Source organism: Streptomyces sp. XY431 (assembly GCF_001279805.1).
In the GTDB taxonomy this organism is placed as follows: Bacteria; Actinomycetota; Actinomycetes; order Streptomycetales; family Streptomycetaceae; genus Kitasatospora; species Kitasatospora purpeofusca.
The window spans coordinates 22,697-41,458 of sequence record NZ_LGDO01000369.1 but is presented as its reverse complement, the minus strand read 5'-3'; the positions used below and the strand labels follow the sequence as shown (position 1 = coordinate 41,458).

The 18,762-nt window shown below is 72.6% G+C and carries 18 protein-coding genes and 1 pseudogene; all 19 read right to left on the bottom strand.

Going from position 1 to position 18,762, the window contains the following annotated elements:
- Positions 1-86 precede the first annotated feature (86 nt).
- Positions 87-1,091: a proline racemase family protein gene (locus ADK60_RS26625; protein WP_045939674.1), complete on the bottom strand. Its 1,005-nt coding sequence runs from the start codon at positions 1,089-1,091 to the stop codon at positions 87-89.
- Positions 1,092-1,245: 154 nt separating this feature from the next.
- Positions 1,246-2,109 carry a dihydrodipicolinate synthase family protein gene (locus ADK60_RS26620; RefSeq protein WP_478329083.1) on the bottom strand — a complete coding sequence of 288 codons (864 nt, stop codon included), beginning with the start codon at positions 2,107-2,109 and terminating at the stop codon, positions 1,246-1,248.
- Between the two features lie 179 nt (positions 2,110-2,288).
- Entirely contained in the window at positions 2,289-3,845 is a 1,557-nt protein-coding gene (locus ADK60_RS26615) for an FAD/NAD(P)-dependent oxidoreductase (RefSeq protein WP_079008698.1), read from the bottom strand.
- Positions 3,826-4,146: a (2Fe-2S)-binding protein gene (locus ADK60_RS26610; protein WP_030299963.1), complete on the bottom strand. Its 321-nt coding sequence runs from the start codon at positions 4,144-4,146 to the stop codon at positions 3,826-3,828. The genes ADK60_RS26615 and ADK60_RS26610 overlap by 20 nt, the downstream gene beginning before the upstream one ends.
- 268 nt (positions 4,147-4,414) lie before the next feature.
- Positions 4,415-5,584, bottom strand: coding sequence for an NAD(P)/FAD-dependent oxidoreductase (locus ADK60_RS26605; protein ID WP_079008697.1), 1,170 nt, complete (start codon positions 5,582-5,584; stop codon positions 4,415-4,417).
- Positions 5,585-5,713: 129 nt separating this feature from the next.
- Positions 5,714-6,604 carry a twin-arginine translocase subunit TatC gene (gene tatC, locus ADK60_RS26600; protein ID WP_053649332.1) on the bottom strand — a complete coding sequence of 297 codons (891 nt, stop codon included), beginning with the start codon at positions 6,602-6,604 and terminating at the stop codon, positions 5,714-5,716.
- A 121-nt stretch (positions 6,605-6,725) separates the two neighbouring features.
- Positions 6,726-7,034, bottom strand: a complete 309-nt coding sequence (tatA, locus tag ADK60_RS26595; RefSeq protein WP_053649331.1) for a Sec-independent protein translocase subunit TatA — start codon at positions 7,032-7,034, stop codon at positions 6,726-6,728.
- A gap of 190 nt (positions 7,035-7,224) precedes the next feature.
- A complete protein-coding gene (locus ADK60_RS26590) occupies positions 7,225-7,404 on the bottom strand; it encodes a hypothetical protein (protein ID WP_053649329.1) in 180 nt (59 codons plus the stop codon).
- 120 nt (positions 7,405-7,524) lie between these two features.
- A complete protein-coding gene (locus tag ADK60_RS26585; protein ID WP_353651776.1) occupies positions 7,525-7,731 on the bottom strand; it encodes a hypothetical protein in 207 nt (68 codons plus the stop codon).
- A gap of 27 nt (positions 7,732-7,758) precedes the next feature.
- Positions 7,759-8,715: a helix-turn-helix transcriptional regulator gene (locus tag ADK60_RS26580; RefSeq protein WP_045939668.1), complete on the bottom strand. Its 957-nt coding sequence runs from the start codon at positions 8,713-8,715 to the stop codon at positions 7,759-7,761.
- 92 nt (positions 8,716-8,807) lie between these two features.
- Positions 8,808-9,758 (bottom strand): annotated as a pseudogene (locus ADK60_RS26575) (helix-turn-helix transcriptional regulator); the annotation flags it as partial.
- A gap of 215 nt (positions 9,759-9,973) precedes the next feature.
- Positions 9,974-10,372, bottom strand: coding sequence for an FKBP-type peptidyl-prolyl cis-trans isomerase (locus ADK60_RS26570; RefSeq protein ID WP_045939667.1), 399 nt, complete (start codon positions 10,370-10,372; stop codon positions 9,974-9,976).
- A 130-nt stretch (positions 10,373-10,502) separates the two neighbouring features.
- The gene (locus tag ADK60_RS26565) at positions 10,503-11,816 is read right to left on the bottom strand and encodes an FKBP-type peptidyl-prolyl cis-trans isomerase (RefSeq protein ID WP_052709020.1); all 1,314 of its coding nucleotides are present in this window, start codon (positions 11,814-11,816) and stop codon (positions 10,503-10,505) included.
- Between the two features lie 346 nt (positions 11,817-12,162).
- Positions 12,163-13,155 (bottom strand): FKBP-type peptidyl-prolyl cis-trans isomerase, encoded by a 993-nt coding sequence (locus ADK60_RS26560; protein WP_053649326.1) that lies wholly within the window; start codon positions 13,153-13,155, stop codon positions 12,163-12,165.
- Between the two features lie 215 nt (positions 13,156-13,370).
- The gene (pafA, locus tag ADK60_RS26555; RefSeq protein WP_045939666.1) at positions 13,371-14,732 is read right to left on the bottom strand and encodes a Pup--protein ligase; all 1,362 of its coding nucleotides are present in this window, start codon (positions 14,730-14,732) and stop codon (positions 13,371-13,373) included.
- A gap of 122 nt (positions 14,733-14,854) precedes the next feature.
- Positions 14,855-15,622 (bottom strand): proteasome subunit alpha, encoded by a 768-nt coding sequence (prcA, locus tag ADK60_RS26550; RefSeq protein WP_045939665.1) that lies wholly within the window; start codon positions 15,620-15,622, stop codon positions 14,855-14,857.
- Positions 15,623-15,653: 31 nt separating this feature from the next.
- Complete coding sequence (prcB, locus tag ADK60_RS26545; RefSeq protein WP_045939664.1) at positions 15,654-16,493, bottom strand: proteasome subunit beta; 840 nt, start codon at positions 16,491-16,493, stop codon at positions 15,654-15,656.
- 184 nt (positions 16,494-16,677) lie between these two features.
- A complete protein-coding gene (locus ADK60_RS26540; RefSeq protein WP_030299936.1) occupies positions 16,678-16,896 on the bottom strand; it encodes a ubiquitin-like protein Pup in 219 nt (72 codons plus the stop codon).
- A gap of 174 nt (positions 16,897-17,070) precedes the next feature.
- Complete coding sequence (gene dop / locus ADK60_RS26535) at positions 17,071-18,582, bottom strand: depupylase/deamidase Dop (protein ID WP_053649324.1); 1,512 nt, start codon at positions 18,580-18,582, stop codon at positions 17,071-17,073.
- Between the last annotated feature and the right edge of the window lie 180 nt (positions 18,583-18,762).

Below are 18,762 nucleotides of genomic sequence, written 5' to 3'. Positions count from 1 at the left end.
CGGCCGGCCGCGGGGCCGGGGCGGAGCAGGAAGCCGGCCGGAGCGGGAAGCCGGCCGGAGCGGGAAGCCCGGAGCGGCAGGCCGGGTCAGAGCAGGAAGCCGGCCGGGAACGGGTCGCTGGGGTCGAGGAAGTACTGGGCGGTGCCGGTGATCCAGGCCCGCCCGGTGACGGTCGGCACGACGGCCGTCCGCCCGCCCACCTCGGTCTCCTCCACCAGCCGCCCGATGAAGGTGGTCCCGATGAAGGAGTCGTTGCGGAAGTCCCGGTCCAGCGGCAGCTCGCCGCGCGCGTGCAGCTGGGCCATCCGGGCCGAAGTGCCGGTGCCGCAGGGCGAGCGGTCGAACCAGCCGGGGTGGATGGCCATCGCGTGCCGGGAGTGCTCGGCGGTCGAACCGGGGGCCAGTAGCTGCACGTGGTGGCAGCTGTGGATGGACGGGTTCTCCGGGTGCACCGGCCGGTCCGGGCTCGCGTTGATGGCGTCCATCAGGGCGAGGCCCGCGTCCAGGATCTCCTGCTTGCGCTCCCGCTCGAACGGCAGGCCGAACTCCGCGAGCGGCAGGATCGCGTAGAAGTTGCCGCCGTACGCCAGGTCGTAGGTCACCGTGCCGTAGCCCGGGACCTCGATCTTGCGGTCCAGCGCCTCCGAGTAGGACGGCACGTTGCGGATGGTGACCGCCGTGGCGGCACCGTTCTCGACCGCGACGTCCGCGACCACCAGGCCCGCCGGAGTGTCCAGCCGGACGGTGGTGACCGGCTCGACGACCGGCACCATGCCGGTCTCGACCAGCACGGTGGCCACGCCGATGGTGCCGTGGCCGCACATCGGCAGCAGGCCGCTGACCTCGATGTAGAGCACGCCGAAGTCGGCGTCCGGCCGGGTCGGCGGCTGCAGGATGGCGCCGCTCATCGAGGCGTGGCCCCGGGGCTCGTACATCAGCAGGGTCCGGAAGTGGTCCAGGTGCTCCTGGAAGTGCGTCCGGCGCTCGGCCATGGTGGCACCGGGAATGACACCGAACCCACCGGTGATGACCCGGGTGGGCATGCCCTCGGTGTGCGAGTCGACGGCGTGGAAGACGTGACGGCTGCGCATCTGCTGACGCTCCGTGGGTGGGGAGATGGCTGGCTTTCATCGAGGCCGGGACGGTCCGGACGGGGGCGGACCGGCGGGGCCGGAAGGTGGTCCGGAGGCCGGCTGCCCCCGCAGCCGGCCGTCCCGGACACTCGGAACCGGAATCCGGTTCGGATCAGGCGAGGCCCTCGGCCAGCGCCTTCTCGGTGGCCGCGCGGACGGCCGCCTCGATCTCCGGCGTCAGCGGCAGGCGCGGCGCGCGGGTCGGACCGCCGGGGCGGCCCGCGATGTCCATGGAGAGCTTGATCGCCTGGACGAACTCGGTCTTGGAGTCCCAGCGCAGCAGCGAGTGCAGCGCCTTGTACAGCGGCAGCGCGGTGTTCAGGTCGTGGGCGATGGCGGCCTTGTACAGCGCGGCGCTCGCCTCCGGCAGCGCGTTCGGGTAGCCGGCGATCCAGCCGACGGCGCCGGCCAGGGCCAGCTCCAGCAGCACGTCGTCGGCGCCGATCAGCAGGTCCAGGCCCGGGGCCAGCTCCGCGATCTCGTAGGCCCGGCGGACGTCGCCGCTGAACTCCTTGACCGCGACGATCGAGCCCTCGGCGTGCAGCTCGGCGAGCAGCGTCGGGACCAGGTCGACCTTGGTGTCGATCGGGTTGTTGTAGGCGACGATCGGCACGCCGGCCTTGGCGACCTCGGCGTAGTGGCCGCGGACGGCGTCGTGGTCGGCCCGGTAGGCGTTCGGCGGCAGCAGCAGCACGGAGCCGGCGCCGGCCTCGGCGGCCTGCTCGGCCCAGCGGCGGGACTCGGCGCTGCCGTAGGCGGCGACACCCGGCATCACGCGGGAGCCGTCGCCGGCGGCCTCGACCGCGACCTCGACGACCTTGGCACGCTCCTCGGCGGTCAGGGTCTGGTACTCGCCGAGCGAGCCGTTGGGGACGACACCGTCGCAGCCCGACTCGATCAGCCAGCGGACGTGGTCGGCGTACGCGTCGTAGTCGACGGAGAGGTCCGGGCGCAGCGGGAGCGTGGTGGCGACCATGATGCCGCGCCAGGGCCGGGTGGTGTCGTGCGAGATCTGGGACACGGATGACTCCTTGGTGAGGTGTGACATTTTATTAGAAGGCGCGCGGTGGAGACAAGAGCCACCACCGGGCGTTTTCGGTCGGATTCGGACCGACCGGCCGACGGGAGCGGCCGGTCCGTCCGATCCGGCCGGTGCTACCGGTCCTGCCGGTCGTCCTGGTGGTCCTGGTGATCCTGCTGGTCCTGGTGATCCTGCTGGTCCTGCTGGTCCTGGTCAGCCAGGTGGCCCCGGCTGTCCTGGTCAGCCAGGTCGTCCCGCTCGGCCGCGAGTTGCCCGAGCGGAACGGGACAGGAGAACGGCCGGCTGTCCGGCCGGACCTCGGCCCCGTCGGCGCCGCCCGCCAGGCAGGCCACCGCCGGACCGCACATCCGGCCCTGGCACCAGCCCATCCCGGCCCTGGTCAGCAGCTTGACGGTGCGCGCGTCGCCCGCGCCCAGCTCGTCCACCGCCTCCTTGATCCGCCCGGCCGGGACCTCCTCGCAGCGGCAGACATCGGTGTCCTCCCGCAGCCAGTCGGTCCAGCCCGGCCCGGGCCGGTGGGCGGCGGCCATCAGCTCGGCGAAGGCCCGCAGCCGGGAGCGCCGGCGCAGCAGCGCGGTGCGCACCGGCCGGTCCGCGACGGCGTGCGCCGCCAGCTCGCCCTCGGCGATCGCGAGATCCGCGCCGCCGACACCGCAGGCCTCGCCGGCCGCCCAGAGCCCGGGCACGGTGGTCCGCAGGCGGGCGTCGACCTTGAGCGCGGCCGTTCCGTCGGGGGTGGTCCTGGTGGCCGCGCCCAGCTCGGTGGCCAGCTCGATCTGCGGAATCAGACCGTGGCCGACGGCGAGCGCGTCGCAGGCGATCCGCCGCTCACTGCCGGGCACCGGACGCCACTCGGCGTCCAACCGGGCCACCGTGACGGCGGTGACCCGGTCGGTGCCGTGCGCCTCGACCACCGCGCTGCGCGGCCGCAGCCGGACGCCGTGGCGCAGCAGCGCCGAACCGTGCCCGGCGCCCTCGACCAGCTTGGCCGGGACGGCGGCCAGCACGCCGGGGCGTCGGGCGTACCCGAGGTACGCGGTGGCCTCCACCACCGCCGGCACCTCGGCACCGGCCGTGACCAGGGAGGAGGCCGCCGCGAGCAGCAGCGGGCCACTGCCCGCCACCACGATCCGCCGGCCGGGCAGCACCAGACCGGCCTTGAGCATGGCCTGCGCGCCGCCTGCGGTGACCACCCCGGGCAGGGTCCAGCCGGGGAAGGGCAGCTGCCGCTCGTACGCACCGGTGGCGAGCAGGACGGCGGCGGCGCGGACGGTGGTCCGGTCGTCGGCGTCCGGGCCGGTGGTGGCGTGCAGCCGCCAGTCGCCGTCGCCGGCCCGCTCCAGCGCCCAGACCTGGTGGCCGGTGAGCAGCTCGACGCGGCCGGCCGCACGGTGGGCGGCGAGCCGGTCGGAGAGGCCGGTGTAGACGGACCAGCCGTGGTGCAGCCGGTCGGGGCGGGCGGCACCGAGGCCGGGCGCGGGGTGGCGGTAGAACTGGCCGCCGGTGCTCCGGCCGGCGTCGACCAGGACGCAGCGCAGGCCGAGGTCGGCCGCGGTCACGGCGGCGGCGAGGCCGCCGGGGCCGGCGCCGATCACCGCGAGGTCGTGGAACGGGCCGCCGGAGCCGCGGGCTCCCGGGGACTGCGCGGGCTCAGACTTCGAGGTCGGCACGGCCGTGGCCCTCCTGGGTGGTGACGGTGGTGCCGGGCTCGGCCGGCAGCAGGCAGGTGCGCTGGTTGGGCCGCCCGTCGACGGTGGCCAGGCAGTCGAAGCAGGCGCCGATGCCGCAGAACGCCCCGCGCGGCTTCCCGCCGACCCGGGTGGTGCGCCAGGCGAGCACGCCGTCGGCCCAGAGGGCGGCGGCGATCGTCTGCCCGGGCAGCGCGGGCACGGGCCGACCGTCGAACTCGATGGTGTGGGCGGGCCCGGGCTCGGCCCGGACCAGCTCCGCGGGGGTGCGGGTACGGCGCATGGGTGGGGGTTCTCCGTTCAGCTCACGAGCCGATCGTGGGGTTGTCGGGGGGCAGCGACGGGCCGAGGGGCCCCGCCGGGCCGGGTGCTCGCGGCCCGGCGGGACACACGGTCCTGCCGCCACGCACGGTCCTGCCGCCGGCGGCCCCGCGGGTTCGCGGCCCTCCGGGGTGTCCGTCCTGCGGGTGTCCGTCCTGCGGGTGCCGTGCACTTTGCAAAGTGCACTTTGCAAAGTCCTCGCACACTTTGCAAAGTGCACGGCACCCCCCTCAGGCCGCGGCCTCCGCCGCCGGGAAGCGGTCGGGCCGGAAGGGCGCGAGGTCGCGTTCCGGGTCCTTGCCGGTGAGCTGCTGGGCGATCAGCGCCCCGGTGCCCGGGGCCAGGCCGATGCCGGCGCCCTCGTGGCCGCAGGCGTGGTACAGACCGGGCACCCGGGGGTCGGCGCCGATCGCGGGCAGGTGGTCCGGGAGGTACGGACGGAAGCCCCGGTAGGCGCGCATCACGTTCACCCCGGCCAGCACCGGGAAGAGCGCGGCCGCCTGGGCCGCCAGCCGGTGCAGCACCTCGACCGAGAGGGTGCGGTCGAAGCCGACCCGCTCGCGGCTGGCGCCGATCAGCACCGGCCCGCCCGGCGTCCCCTCGACCACGGCCGAGGTCTGCAGGGCGGCCGAGCCGCTGGCGACGTCGGCGACGTAGTCGGCGGCGTACACCTTGTGCCGGACGATCCGCGGCAGCGGCTCGGTCACCAGGACGAACCCGCGCCGCGGCAGCACCGGCAGCCCGACGCCGGCCAGCGCGGCCAGTTCCCCGCCCCAGGTGCCGGCGGCGTTGACCACGGCGGCCGTGTCCAGCCGACGCCGCTCGGTCTCGACCCCGCGGACGGCACCGTCGGCACCGATCCGCAGCGCCCGGACGGCCTCGCCGGTGTACAGCCGGGCACCCGCGCGGCGAGCGGCACGCAGCAGGTGGGCGGCGGCCAGCGCGGGCTGGACCTGGGAGTCCTGGGGGTAGTGGAACCCTCCGGCCAGCCCCGGGGCGAGGTGCGGCTCCAGTTCGTGGAGCCGCTCACCGGGGATCTCCTCGGCGAGGACGCCGGAGCCGGCCTGCCCGGCCGCGAAGGCGCGCAGCGCCTCCTGCCGTTCGGGCGTGCCGGCGACCACCAGACCGCCCTTGTCCTCGTACTCGACGGCGGTGCCGAACTCGGCGGCGAGTTCGCGCCAGAGTCCGCCGGAGTACAGGGCGAGGTCGAGTTCGGGACCGGGCTCCTTGTCGGAGACGAGCAGGTTGCCCTCGCCGGCGCCGGTGGTGCCGCCGGCGACCGGGCCGCGGTCGACGACGTCGACGGCGAGCCCGGCCCGCGCGGCGTAGTACGCGCAGGCGGCGCCGACGACGCCGGCTCCGACCACCACGACGTCCGGGAGTCTCTGTGAGTGGGACACGGCAGTAATATGTCACATGCCATCGAACCTGCCAAGACTGCCCCCGGTACGAACGGGCGAGTCGCACCAAAGAGCCCCGGACCACCGTAGAACGGCGGGCCGGGGCTCGGCGGGATCACCCGCGACGGATCAGGTGATGTCGTCCATCTGCTCGTGCCGCGCGGCTGGCACGTGGCCGGAGGCGCTCGGCGTGGCGGAGGCCTCGATCGCCTCGGCCCCGGCGACCGGTGCCACCGACAGGTCCACGTGCGAGGCCTCCTCGTCGTCCAGCGCGAGGTCCGGGTTGCGCCGGGCCCGGCGCCGGTCGTTCAGCATCGCCACACCGACCGCGACGAAGTACAGGCCCCAGATCGGCGCGGCCAGCGCCAGCATGCTCAGCGGGTCGGCACTCGGCGTCGCGAAGGCCGCGAACACGGTGATGCCCATCACCATGCCGCGCCACCAGCCGAGCAGCCGCTTGCCGGTGACGACGCCGACCAGGTTCAGCATGACCAGCAGCAGCGGGAACTCGAAGGCCAGGCCGAACACCATCACCAGCCGGGTGGCGATGTCGAAGTAGTCCGCGGGCGGCAGGATCGGCGTGGTCTCGTCGGGGGTGAACGAGAGCAGCACGTCGACGGTCACCGGCAGCAGCAGGATCGCCAGCGTCACACCGGCCAGGAACAACGGCGCGCCGCACACCATGAAGATGATCGTGTACTTGCGCTCGTGCTTGTGCAGGCCCGGCGCCACGAAAGCCCACAGCTGGTACAGCCAGACCGGGACCGTGGCGACCACACCGGCCGTCAGAGCGACCTTGAGCATCCAGTTGAAGCCCGCGGTCAGACCAATGGTGGAGACCTCCGCACAGCGGCCCGTGGGCGCCGCGAGGAACTCCGGCGTACACCGCTGGATCGGCTTGAGCAGCAGGGTCTCGATCTGCTTGTGGAAGATCAGCGCGATGATCGTGAACAGCACGATCGCCAGGACCGACTTGACCACGCGGTTGCGCAGTTCCCGCAGGTGGTCGGCGAGGGCCATCCGCCCCTCGGGATCCTTGGCCGTCTTCGGCGCCTTAGTGAGCTTGCTCAACCCCGGTCCTCAACTTGTGCGTCGGGGCCCGCCGGTCGACGGGCCTCCAGTGGTGGCGTGCGGCGCGCGCTCAGCGCGTCCCGCCCTCCGGGGCGGAGTGACTCGCGGACTGACCGGCGGCCGGCTCGCTCACCGGGCGGGCGCCCGCGGACGCACCCGGGGCGGACTGGATGGTCTTCGCGGCGACGCCCTCGGCCGCCGCCGGGGCGGGCGCGGCCGGGGTGTCGGCGGAGCCGTCGGTGCGCATCGCCTTGGCCTCGCTCTTGAGGATCCGGGCCGACTGGCCGAGCGAGCGCGCCAGGTCCGGCAGCCGCTTGGCGCCGAAGAGCACAATGGCAATGACCGCGACCACCAGGATCGCGGTGAACGAGACCCGCATGCTCGACCACCTTCAGTTTCGGCGGCACCGACCGGGCCGCTCGCTGCGGGGATGGTAACCGCTGCGGATGACACCGTGACGACGGCCGCCCGAACAGGACAGCGGCCCCCCGTTCGCGTTCAGGAGCCATCTGAGAGCGTAACGCGCCCCTACGGCCGAGCAGCAGCCCCCCGCAACCGCGGACCTGGGTTCAGGGCCGGGCCGCCGCCGAGGCCGCGAGGTCCTCGGCCGCCTCGGCCAGTGCCCGGGAGGCCGTGTCCACTCCCTCGGCCAGCGCCCGCACGTCCAGCCAGAGCCGGACCGCGAGGACGCCGAGCACCAGCAGGCCGGCGGTGGCGAGGAGGACGGCGGCGACGAGCATCCAGGACATGGCCCCACCCTATCGGCCCGCCCGGGCCCGGGAGTGCGCCGCTCGGACCCCGGCGTGCGCCGCCCGGACCCCGGCACACGTCACCGGGCTCCGGCGCACGTCACCGGGCCCCGCCCCCGTTCACTGCTCGGCCGGCACCAGCCGCATGGTCCGCACCCCGGCCTCGGTCAGCGCCGCGACGATCTTCTCCCCGGCCGGCTTGCGCACCGCCGCCCCGCACAGCGGGCAGGAGAAGCTGTAGTGCGTCCGGTCCGCCGTCCGGCCGAAGGTCAGCCGGAACCCCTCGGCGGGCACCTCCACCTTCTCCCGGCAGTCGGAGCAGTACACCTTGAATCTGGTACCGGGCTCCACGGCTCAGACCAGCCCGTCACCGTAGTGGGCGAGCGCCTCCAGCGCCGCGGCCCGCGCCTGCTCGACGAGCGCGGGCGGGGAGACGATCCGCCCGTCCCGGCCCAGCCGCAGGGCCAGCGGACGCAGCTGCGAGGGGTCGGCGCTGCGCAGGGTGATCCGCAGTCCGCCGTCGGGCAGTTCCTCGGCGTGGTCGTGGGTGTAGTACTCGGCGACCCAGCGCCCGCCGGAGGTGACCTCGACGACGACCTCGGGGTCGTCGGCGGAGGGGTTGACCAGTCCGCCGGAGAGGTCGCGCGGCTCGCGCTTGGGCGGGTCGGCGGGGACGTCCAGGACCTTGATCTCGGCGACCCGGTCGAGCCGGAACATCCGGTGGTCCTCGGAGGTCCGGCACCAGGCCTCGAGGTAGGTGTGGCCCTCGGTGAGCAGCCGGATCGGGTCGACCTCGCGCTCGGTCATGCCGCCGCGCCCGTGCGAGTAGTAGCGCAGCCAGAGCCGGCGGCCCTCGCTGAGGGCGCGGTCGATGTCGGCGAAGACGTGGCTCTCGGCCTCGAAGGTGACGCCGACCCGGGCGCTGCCCTCGGCGCTCTCCCCCGCCGCGTTCTCGATCTTGGCGACGGCCCGGGTGAGGGCCTCGCGGTCACCGGCCCGCAGGCCGGGCAGGCCGGCCACGGCGCGGGCGGCGACCAGCAGGGCGGTCGCCTCGTCGGCGGCGAGGCGCAGCGGCTGGGCGACGTCGTCGACGTTGTGCCACCAGATCCGCTCGCCGTCGGTGTCGATGTCGAGCAGGTCGCCGCCGCGGAAGCTGGTGCCGCACATCGGCAGCACGTTGAGGTCGGCGATGAGTTCGCGCTCGCTGATGCCGAAGGCGCGGGCGACCTCGGCCACCTCGGCGCCGGGGCGCTCGCGCAGGTAGGTGACCAGCGAGAGCATCCGCCGGGTCTGGTCGATCGCGTTGCTCATGCCCGCACGTCCTCGGTCTCGGTCCTGTCCACCCCAGCGGTACCCGCCACCCCGGCACCGGGCACCCCAGCGGTACCCGCCACCCCCGCACCGGCCACCGCGCGCAGCCGGTCGACGACGTCCGCCCGCAGTTCCTCGGGGCCGACGACGAGCACGTCGGGCCCGAACTCGGCGAGGTCGGCGCCGAGCCCGTTGCCGAAGGGGATGTCGAGTTCGTCCCAGGTGTCGTCGATCCGGCGGGTGCCGAGCGCCTTGGTGCGCAGCGGGAAGCCGGCGCCGCGGCGGACCCGGACGACGGCGGTGGCGGTGGCGCCCTCGCCGGCGAACTTGGCGACGGTGGCGCGGACGTCGACGTGCTCGGGCACGGAGCCGAGGAAGGCGCCGGAGCGGGCGCGGACCTTGCCGGTGATCCGGCCGAGCCGGAACACCCGGGCGTCCTCGCGGTCGCGGTCCCAGCCGGCCAGGTACCAGTGGCCGCGCCAGCATTCCAGGGCCCAGGGCTCGACGCTGCGCTGCTGGGCGGCGGCGGCACCGGCCTTGCGGTACTCGAAGGTGACCGGGCGGCGGTCGCGGGCGGCGGTGAGCAGCGGTTCGAACGCGGCCTCGCGGGCGGGGATGCGCGGTTCGAGGGCGGGCCGGCCCTCGGTCTCGGTGAACGGGACGCCGGCGGCGCGCAGCTTCTGGAGGGCGCCGCTGGCGGCGCCGGACATCTTGGCCTGCTGCCAGACGCGGGCGGCGAGGGTGAGCGCGGCGGCTTCCTCGGCGTCGAGGGCGATCTCCGGCAGGCGGTTGCGGTCGGCGCGGGCGAGGTAGCCGAGTTCGCCGTCGAGGGCGTTCTCGTCGACGTCGATGACCAGTCCGAGTTCGCGCAGGTCGTCCTTGTCCCGCTCGAACATCCGGTTGAAGGCTTCCTCGCTGCTGTGCTGCCAGGCTTCGCGGTAGGCCTCGATGGATTCCCGCAGCTCCTTCTTGGAGAGCGGACGTCTGGTGTTCATCAGGCACAGGGCGAGATTCATCAGCCGCTCTGCCTTGGCGATCGCCATCGCTGACCCTTCCGGTGTGCCGCGCCGCGCGCGGGGTGTGCCCGCCGGGGCGTCGTGGACCCGGCGGGACCGACCGTACCGGTAGCGGTACGCGGTGCAAAAGCCGAGCCGGGGAACGACCGGGGCCGCACCCCGCGGAGGGGGTGCGGCCCTGGTGGTCGGCGTGCTCGGACGCCGACCGGTCAGCGTGCTCGGACGCCGATGGGTCAGCGTGCTCAGACGCCGATCAGGTCGACCACGAAGATCAGGGTCGAGCCGGCCGGGATGGCCGGGGTCGGCGACTGGTTGCCGTAGCCCAGGTGCGGCGGGATGACCAGCTCGCGGCGGCCGCCGACCTTCATGCCGACGACGCCCTGGTCCCAGCCCTTGATGACGCGGCCGCCGCCGAGCGGGAACTTGAAGGTCGAGCCGCGGTTCCAGCTGGCGTCGAACTCCTCGCCCGTCGCGAAGGTCACGCCGACGTAGTGGACCTCGACGACCTGGCCGGGCTTGGCCTCCTCGCCGGTGCCGACCACGATGTCGCGGATCTGCAGCTCGGTCGGCGCGTCGCCGACCGGGAAGTCGATCTCAGGCTTGCTCACTTGATGCCTCGTTTCACGGTTGGTTCGGTCCATGACCAAGCGGCGGGCGCCCGCACCACGGTCCGTTTCCCGGACCACGGTACGGGCGCCCGCCGCCCGTCCGGGTCCGGCCACGCGGCCGGACCCGGAGGTCACACGCACACCATTGTCACCCGAAAGTGGATCAGCCCTGACCCGCGTCGAGGATGTCGACGACGAAGACCAGCGTGGAGTTGGCCGGGATGTCGCCCTGGGCCTGGTCCTTGTAGCCGAGGGAGGCCGGGATGACCAGCTCGACGCGGCTGCCGATGGTCTGGCCCTCCAGGCCCTGGTCCCAGCCGGCGATGACCTGGCCGCCGCCGAGCGGGAAGGAGAACGCCTGGCCCTTGCTGAGCGAGGAGTCGAAGACCTTGCCGTCCTTGAACAGCGCGCCGGTGTACTGGACGAGGATCTTCTCGCCCTTCTCGACCTTGCGGCCGTCGCCCTTGATCAGGACGTGGCTCTTGAGCTCGGTCGGATCGGCGGCGCCGGGCACCGGGGTGATGTCGGCGGGCTTCTTGCCGTTGTCCTTGACCTGCGGGAAGTCCGCGGGCGGCGGGGTCACGGTGCCGCTGACCACGGCGTCGGGGGCGTTGCTGTTGCGGATGTCGATGACGAAGACCAGGTTGTCCTTCGCCCCGATCGACATGCTGGGGTTGCCCTGGGCGCCGAAGGCGGCGGCCGGCGGGGCGACCACGAGCAGCCGGGAACCGGCCTTCTTGCCGACGACGGCCTGGTCGAGCGCCGGGATGAGGGCGTCGGTGCCGGCCTGGAAGATCTGCGGCTTGCCCTTGTCGTCGTACGAGGACGGGATGTCCTTGCCGGTGTTCCAGTCCTTGCCGGTGTAGTCGACCGAGGTCCAGGAGTTCTTCTCGACCTTGGGGCCGTTGCCCTCGGAGAGGACCTTCACCACGAAGCTGCCGTCGGCCTGGTCGGCGGGCGGCACCTCGATGGTGGCCTTCTTGCCGAAGTCGCCGGTGACGGTCGGCAGCACCTTGGCGCTGTCCTTGATCGGCGGGACGGGCTCGGCGCTCGGCGTGGCCGGGGCGGACTTGGCGGTGTCCGGCTTGGCGGCGGTGGTGTCGTCGGAGGAGCCGTCCTTGTTCACCAGGTACAAGGTGACGGCACTGCCGATGAGCAGGACGCCCAGGACGGTGCCGAGGATCACACCGAGCCGGCCGACGTTGCCGGGGTTCTCGTCGTAACCGGCCTCGGAACCGTCCTGGCGGCGGACGGTGGACGCGAAGATCTGCGGGACCTCGTCGGTCTTCGTCCCTCCGGTCCGCGGCGCCTCGTCGGTGCCGCCCCAGCCGGCCTGCTGCCGCAGGATCGCCGGGGGGACGATGATCGACTCGCCGTCGCCCGGGAGCGGGCCGCCGGGCCGCGAGTCGGCCGGGTCTCCGACGGAGTTACCGTGCGCGGTGCCGGACCCGCCCGGGCTCGACTCTTTCTCAGACATGACTCCCCATCCATCTCGCCACGAGGTATTCGAGGTCTACGGCCGGCGTGGTGGCGCCGGGGTGCTGTCGCACTGCCCGCCCGGACCCCGGACGCCGGCGGCGCCTACCACAGTGCGAGGGCAGTATGACAGGTCAGGATGAGGGCGGGCGCTTCCGTGTGCGAGCGCCCGCCCAAGCGTACGGAATCCCCCTGGGCCGAAACCAGCCCGGGTGAAGGATCTCCGCATTCCCCACGCCCGGGGCGGTCCGACGGAAAACCCCGACGGACGACCGACGGACGCTCCGACCGGGCGGACCGACCGGGCGGACCGACCGGACGGACCGACCGGACGGACCGGGCGGCGGCTAGACCGCTTCCAGGATGTCGATCACGAAGACCAGAGTGGAGTTCGGCGGCACCGAGCCCTGCGCCTGGTCCTTGTAGCCGAGGGCCGGCGGCACCACGAGCTCGACCCGGCTGCCGACGGTCTGCCCGACCAGCCCCTTGTCCCAGCCCTCGATGACGCTGCCGGTGCCGATCTGCAGGGCCTGCGCCCCGCCGTGGCTCCAGGAGGAGTCGAACTGCTGGCCGTTGGCCCACAGCACCCCGGTGTACTGCACGACCAGCGTCTGCCCGGACTTGACCTGCTTGCCCTCGCCCTTGATCAGCACGGCCTGCTGCAGCTCGGTCGGCGGGGCCTGCCCGGCCGGCACGGTGATGGTGACCGCGGCCTTGCCGTTGTCCTTGACCTGCGGCAGGTTGGCCGGCGGCGGCGTCATGGCGCCGGAGAGCGTGGCGTCCGGCGGCAGGCTCTCCATGATGTCCAGCACGAAGACCACGGTGTCGCCGCCGGCGACGCCCAGCTGGGTGCTGCCCTGGCTGCCGAACGCGGCGGCGGGCGGGGCGACGACCAGCAGCCGGCTGCCGACCTTCTTGCCGATCACGCTCTGGTCGAAGGCCGGCACCAGCTGCCCGCTGCCCGCCTGGTAGAGCTGCGGTTTGCCGCCGGAGTCGTAGGAGCTGGGCAGGTCCTTGCCGGTGGTCCAGTCCTTCGCGGTGTAGTTGACGGTCACCCAGTCGCCCTTGTTGACCGTGGAGCGGTCGCCCTCGCTGACGGTGTTCACCACGAACTGCCCGCTGGGCTGCTGGCCCTCGGGGATGGTGATGGTGGCCTTGCTCCCGAAGCCCCCGCCGGACAGGGTCGGCATCGGCGAGGCCTCGTTCACCGGGGCCGGCACGGTGGGCGCGGCACTGGCCGACGCGGTGGGCGTGGCCTGGCTGACGGGCTTGGGGGAACTGCTGCAGGCCACCGCCAGCAACAGGGGCAGGGTGACAAGCAACCCGGCGGTGCGGCGCACGGCTTTCCTCACTGTCGGTCAAAGTCGGCTCTCCGGACCCGGCTCCGGACTCGACGGACAGCGTATGCGCAGACGGTGCCCGGTCCCGGGAGGCACCACCGGGACCGGACACCGCGAAGATCACATCGGCGGGGGCACCGCTCCCCCGCCGCCGCACGTCAGCAGCACCGGCCGGACACCGGCGCCGCGCCGGTCACAGGCCGGCTCCCACCGGATCACATGCCGGCGATGAGCTTCTCCACCCGCTCGTCGACGGACCGGAACGGGTCCTTGCACAGCACGGTGCGCTGGGCCTGGTCGTTCAGCTTGAGGTGCACCCAGTCGACGGTGAAGTCGCGGCGCTGCTCCTGCGCCCGGCGGATGAAGTCGCCGCGCAGCCGGGCCCGGGTGGTCTGCGGCGGGATCGACTTGGCCTCGAAGGTCTTGAGGTCGGTGGTCACCCGCTGCGCCTGGTTCTTGGCCTGGAGCAGGTAGAACAGGCCGCGGCGGCGGTGGATGTCGTGGTAGGCCAGGTCGATCTGGGCGATCCGGGGGTTGCTCATGCTCATCTGGTGCTTCTCGCGGTAGCGCTCGATGAGCTTGTACTTCATGATCCAGTCGATCTCGTTCGCGACCCCGTCGAGCTGTTCGCTCCGGACCGCCTCCAGGGTGCGGCCCCACAGGTCGAGGACCCGGGCGATGGTGCCGGTGTTGATGCCCTTGCGGTCGGCGAACTCCAGCGCCTTGGTGTAGTACTCCTCCTGGATGTCCAGGGCGCTGGCCTCCCGGCCGTTGGCGAGCCGGACCTGGTGGGTGCCGGTGAGGTCGTGGCTGACCTCGCGGATCGCCCGGATCGGGTTCTCCAGGGTGAGGTCGCGCATGACCACGCCGGCCTCGATGAGCCGGAGCACCAGGTCGGTGGAGCCCACCTTGAGCAGGGTGGTGGTCTCCGACATGTTGGAGTCGCCGACGATGACGTGCAGCCGGCGGTAGCGCTCGGCGTCGGCGTGCGGCTCGTCGCGGGTGTTGATGATCGGGCGGGAGCGGGTGGTCGCGGAGCTGACGCCCTCCCAGATGTGCTCGGCCCGCTGGCTGACGCAGTAGACCGCGCCGCGCGGGGTCTGCAGCACCTTGCCGGCGCCGCAGATGAGCTGCCGGGTCACCAGGAACGGGATCAGCACGTCCGCCAGCCGGGAGAACTCGCCGTGCCGGGCCACCAGGTAGTTCTCGTGGCAGCCGTAGGAGTTGCCGGCCGAGTCGGTGTTGTTCTTGAACAGGTAGACGTCCCCGGCGATGCCCTCCTCGTGCAGCCGCCGCTCGGCGTCCACCAGGAGGCCCTCGAGGATGCGCTCGCCCGCCTTGTCGTGCGTCACCAGCTCGGTGACGTCGTCGCACTCGGGGGTGGCGTACTCGGGGTGGGAGCCCACGTCGAGGTAGAGGCGGGCACCGTTGCGCAGGAACACGTTGCTGCTGCGGCCCCAGGAGACTACGCGGCGGAAGAGGTACCGGGCCACCTCGTCCGGGGACAGCCTGCGCTGCCCGCGGAACGTACAGGTGACGCCGTACTCGTTCTCCAGCCCGAAAATTCGGCGGTCCATGGGCCATCCATTCTCTGATGGGAGCTGTCCGAAACCGCCTCCGCGACGCCGTCCGGGCCGCCGCAGGGGCACCGGGGTCCCCGCGGCGGACGTCGCCGGCCGCCGCGGGGACCCCGCAGGCACTACTGGTCGGAGTCGGCCGGCGGGGTGGCCGCCGGCTTCTCCTCGTCGTCCGTCTCGGCGGACTGGTCGCCGTCGAGCAGCCGGGCGAGCTGACCGCCCAGGATCCGCTTGAACTTGCGCTGCTGGAAGCGCTCGCGGTCGAGGACCGCCACCTCCAGCTGGTCGGGGGTGAGGGTGCGCGGGCTGCCGCCGTTGGGGTCGCGGGCAAGCGAGTCCACGGCGACCTTGATGGCCTCGGTGAGCGAGAACCCGGCCCGGTGGCGCTGGCCGAGGTAGTTGCCGATCGAGTCGGCGTTGCCGCCGACCACCACGTAGTTCTTCTCGTCGACGACCGAGCCGTCCGGGGTCAGCCGGTAGATCTGGTCGTCCTCGGTGCTGCGGCCGACCTCGGCCACGATCAGCTCGACCTCGTAGGGCTTCTCACCGACCGAGGAGAAGATCGTGCCCAGCGTCTGGGCGTAGACGTTGGCCAGGCCCCGGGCGGTGACGTCGGCCCGGTCGTAGGTGTAGCCGCGCAGGTCGGCGTAGCGCACGCCGCCGATGCGCAGGTTCTCGAACTCGTTGTAGCGGCCGACCGCCGCGAAGGCGATCTGGTCGTAGATCTCGGACACCTTGTGGAGCGCCCGGGAGGTGTTCTCGGCGACGAAGACGATGCCGTCGGCGTAGGTGAGCACGACCACGCTGCGACCACGCGCGATGCCCTTGCGGGCGTACTCCGCGCGGTCCGCCATGGCCTGCTGGGGGGAGACGTAGAACGGTGTCGACACCGGCGGTCGTCCCTTCCTTCTCGGTTGACGGCTAGAGCAGCGGGGCCTGGGGCCCGTTGGGGTGGGTCAGGCGCTGGTCGGTGATGGAGACGGCGATCGCGGTGACCTCCGCCTCGGTGAGCCGGCGGAAGCCGTCCTCGGTGATCAGCGAGACGATCGGGAAGATCTTGCGGGCGAGGTCGGGGCCACCGGTCGCGGAGTCGTCGTCGGCCGCGTCGTAGAGGGCCTGGACGACCATGGTGGACGCCTGCTCGGCCGTCAGGTCCTCGCGGTAGAGCTTCTTCATCGAGCCGCGGGCGAAGACCGAGCCGGAGCCGGTGGCGGCGAAGCCGCGCTCCTCGGAGCGGCCGCCGGTGACGTCGTAGGTGAAGATCCGGCCGCGGCCCAGGTCGGTGTCGTAGCCCGCGAACATCGGGACGACCGCGAGGCCCTGCATCGCCATGCCCAGGTTGCCCCGGATCATGGCGGTCAGCCGGTTGGCCTTGCCCTCCAGGGAGAGGACGGCGCCCTCGATCTTCTCGTAGTGCTCCAGCTCCAGCTGGAACATCCGGACCATCTCGATCGCGAGGCCGGCGGTGCCGGCGACGCCGACCGCGCTGTACTCGTCGGCGGGGAAGACCTTCTCCATGTCGCGCTGGGCGATCACATTGCCCATCGTCGCGCGGCGGTCACCGGCCAGCACCACACCGCCGTCGAAGACCGCAGCGACGATGGTCGTCCCGTGCGGGGCCTCGATGACGCCCTCGGGCAGGCGCTGCCGCCCGGGGATCAGCTCGGGCCGGTGGGCCTCCAGGAAGTCGAGGAACGACGAGGAGCCCGGGGTGAGGAAGGCAGCCGGTAGACGCCCGGTGCCACGAGTGTTGGCTTCCACACGATTCCTTCCAGGTAGCTTGAAGCGCGCACTGCCCGACCCTATCGGCCGGGCGATCACTGTCCAGCGGGCCCGTGGGCCGGGACCGGGCGGACGGGCGGCTCGCGCCGCCCGTCCGCCGTCATCGGCCGCGACCGTGAATTCCCGGAATGCCCGCCGGGCGCCCGGCCGGTTTCCGGTCCGGTTACTGTCCGCCCTTTTGCACGAACTGCCGCACGAAATCCTCGGCGTTCGATTCCAGGACCTCGTCGATTTCGTCCAGAACCGCGTCGACGTCGTCGCTCAGCTTTTCCTGGCGTTCCTTGAGCTCGTCGGAATTCTGCGCTTCCGCGGCCTGCTCCTCGACCTCCTCGGAGGAGCGGTTCGCCCGCTGCTGGCCGCCGCCGGTGTCCTTGCTCGCCATTTACCTCACCCCGCTCGATCATCTGGCACGGTTTGGTCGCTGCTTGCTGCATCGACCCTATACACAAGCTGCGACAACCCGCTTCCGGTTTGCCGGTGGCGCTTCCTCTCCAACACCCGCCGTCCCCCCGGATGATTCCCATTTGCCCGGGCTTCACCCGTGGTGATCGAAAAGTTACCCGCCGGAGAGCACCCGCAGCAGGTCCTCCGCCGTGCGGCAGCGGTCCAGCAGCGCCTTGACGTGGTTGCGGGTGCCGCGCAGCGGCTCCAGGGTGGGGACCCGCTGCAGCGAGTCCCGGCCCGGCAGGTCGAAGATCACCGAGTCCCAGGAGGCCGCCGCGACGTGCTCCGCGTACTGCTCGAGACAGCGCCCCCGGAAGTACGCCCGGGTGTCCTCCGGCGGCTTGGTGACGGCCCTGACGACCTCTTCCTCGGTCACCAGCCGGTCGAACCGGCCACGGGCCACCAGACGGTTGTAGAGGCCCTTCTCGGACCGCACGTCGCTGTACTGGAGGTCGACCAGGGCGAGCCGCGGGTTGTCCCACTCCAGCCCGTCCCGGTTGCGGTAGCCCTCCAGGAGCTCCCGCTTGGCGATCCAGTCCAGCTGCCGGGAGAGCGACATCGGGTCCCGCTCCAGCCGGCCCAGCACGTCCTCCCAGCGGGCCAGCACGTCCACGGTCTGCTCGTCGGCGTCGGTGCCGAAGCGGTCCTCGACGTACTTGCGGGCCAGCTCGAAGTACTCCAGCTGGAGCTGGACGGCGGTGAGCCGGCGCCCGCTGCGCAGTGTGACCAGGTGCTTCAGCGAGGGGTCGTGGGAGATCCGGTGCAGGGTGCGCACCGGCTGGTCGACGGCCAGGTCGGAGGTGATGAAGGCGTCCTCGATCATGGCCAGGACCAGCGAGGTGGTGCCGAGCTTGAGGTAGGTGGAGATCTCGGAGAGGTTGGCGTCCCCGATGATCACGTGCAGCCGGCGGTACTTCTCGGCGTCGGCGTGCGGCTCGTCCCTGGTGTTGATGATCGGGCGCTTGAGGGTGGTCTCCAGTCCCACCTCGACCTCGAAGAAGTCGGCGCGCTGGCTGATCTGGAAGCCGTGCGCGGAGCCGTCCTGCCCGATCCCGATCCGGCCGGCGCCGGTGACCACCTGGCGGGAGACGAAGAACGGGGTGAGGTGGCGGACGATGTCGGCGAACGGGGTCGCCCGCTTCATCAGGTAGTTCTCGTGGGTGCCGTAGGAGGCGCCCTTGTTGTCGGTGTTGTTCTTGTACAGGTGGATGGTCTGCCCGTTGGGCAGCTCCAGGGCGCGCTGTGCGGCTGCCGCCATGATCCGTTCGCCGGCCTTGTCCCAGAGCACGGCGTCGCGCGGGTTGGTCACCTCGGGCGAGCTGTACTCGGGGTGCGCGTGGTCCACGTAGAACCGCGCGCCGTTGGTGAGGATGATGTTGGCGAGGCCGATGTCCTCGTCCGTCAGCTGGCTGGCGTCGGCGATGTCCCGTGCGAGGTCGAAGCCCCGGGCATCGCGCAGCGGATTCTCCTCCTCGAAGTCCCAGCGGGCCCGCCGGGCCCGGTGCATCGCCGCCGCGTACGCGTTGACGATCTGGGACGAGGTGAGCATGGCGTTGGCGTTGGGGTGCCCGGGCACGGAGATCCCGTACTCGGTCTCGATGCCCATCACGCGCCGTACGGTCATGCGGCCCTCCTTGCCCCGGTGCGCCGCCCCCGACGGACGGCACACGCTGACGTACCGCTGATCAACACCGACGCCGGGCCGTCTGCCCGCGAACGGTGGGTCGAGCCTAGAACGCCGTACCGACCGGCGGGCCCCGAGACGCGCCGTCCGGCTGCGGGGCCGCGAGGCGCCACAGCCGGA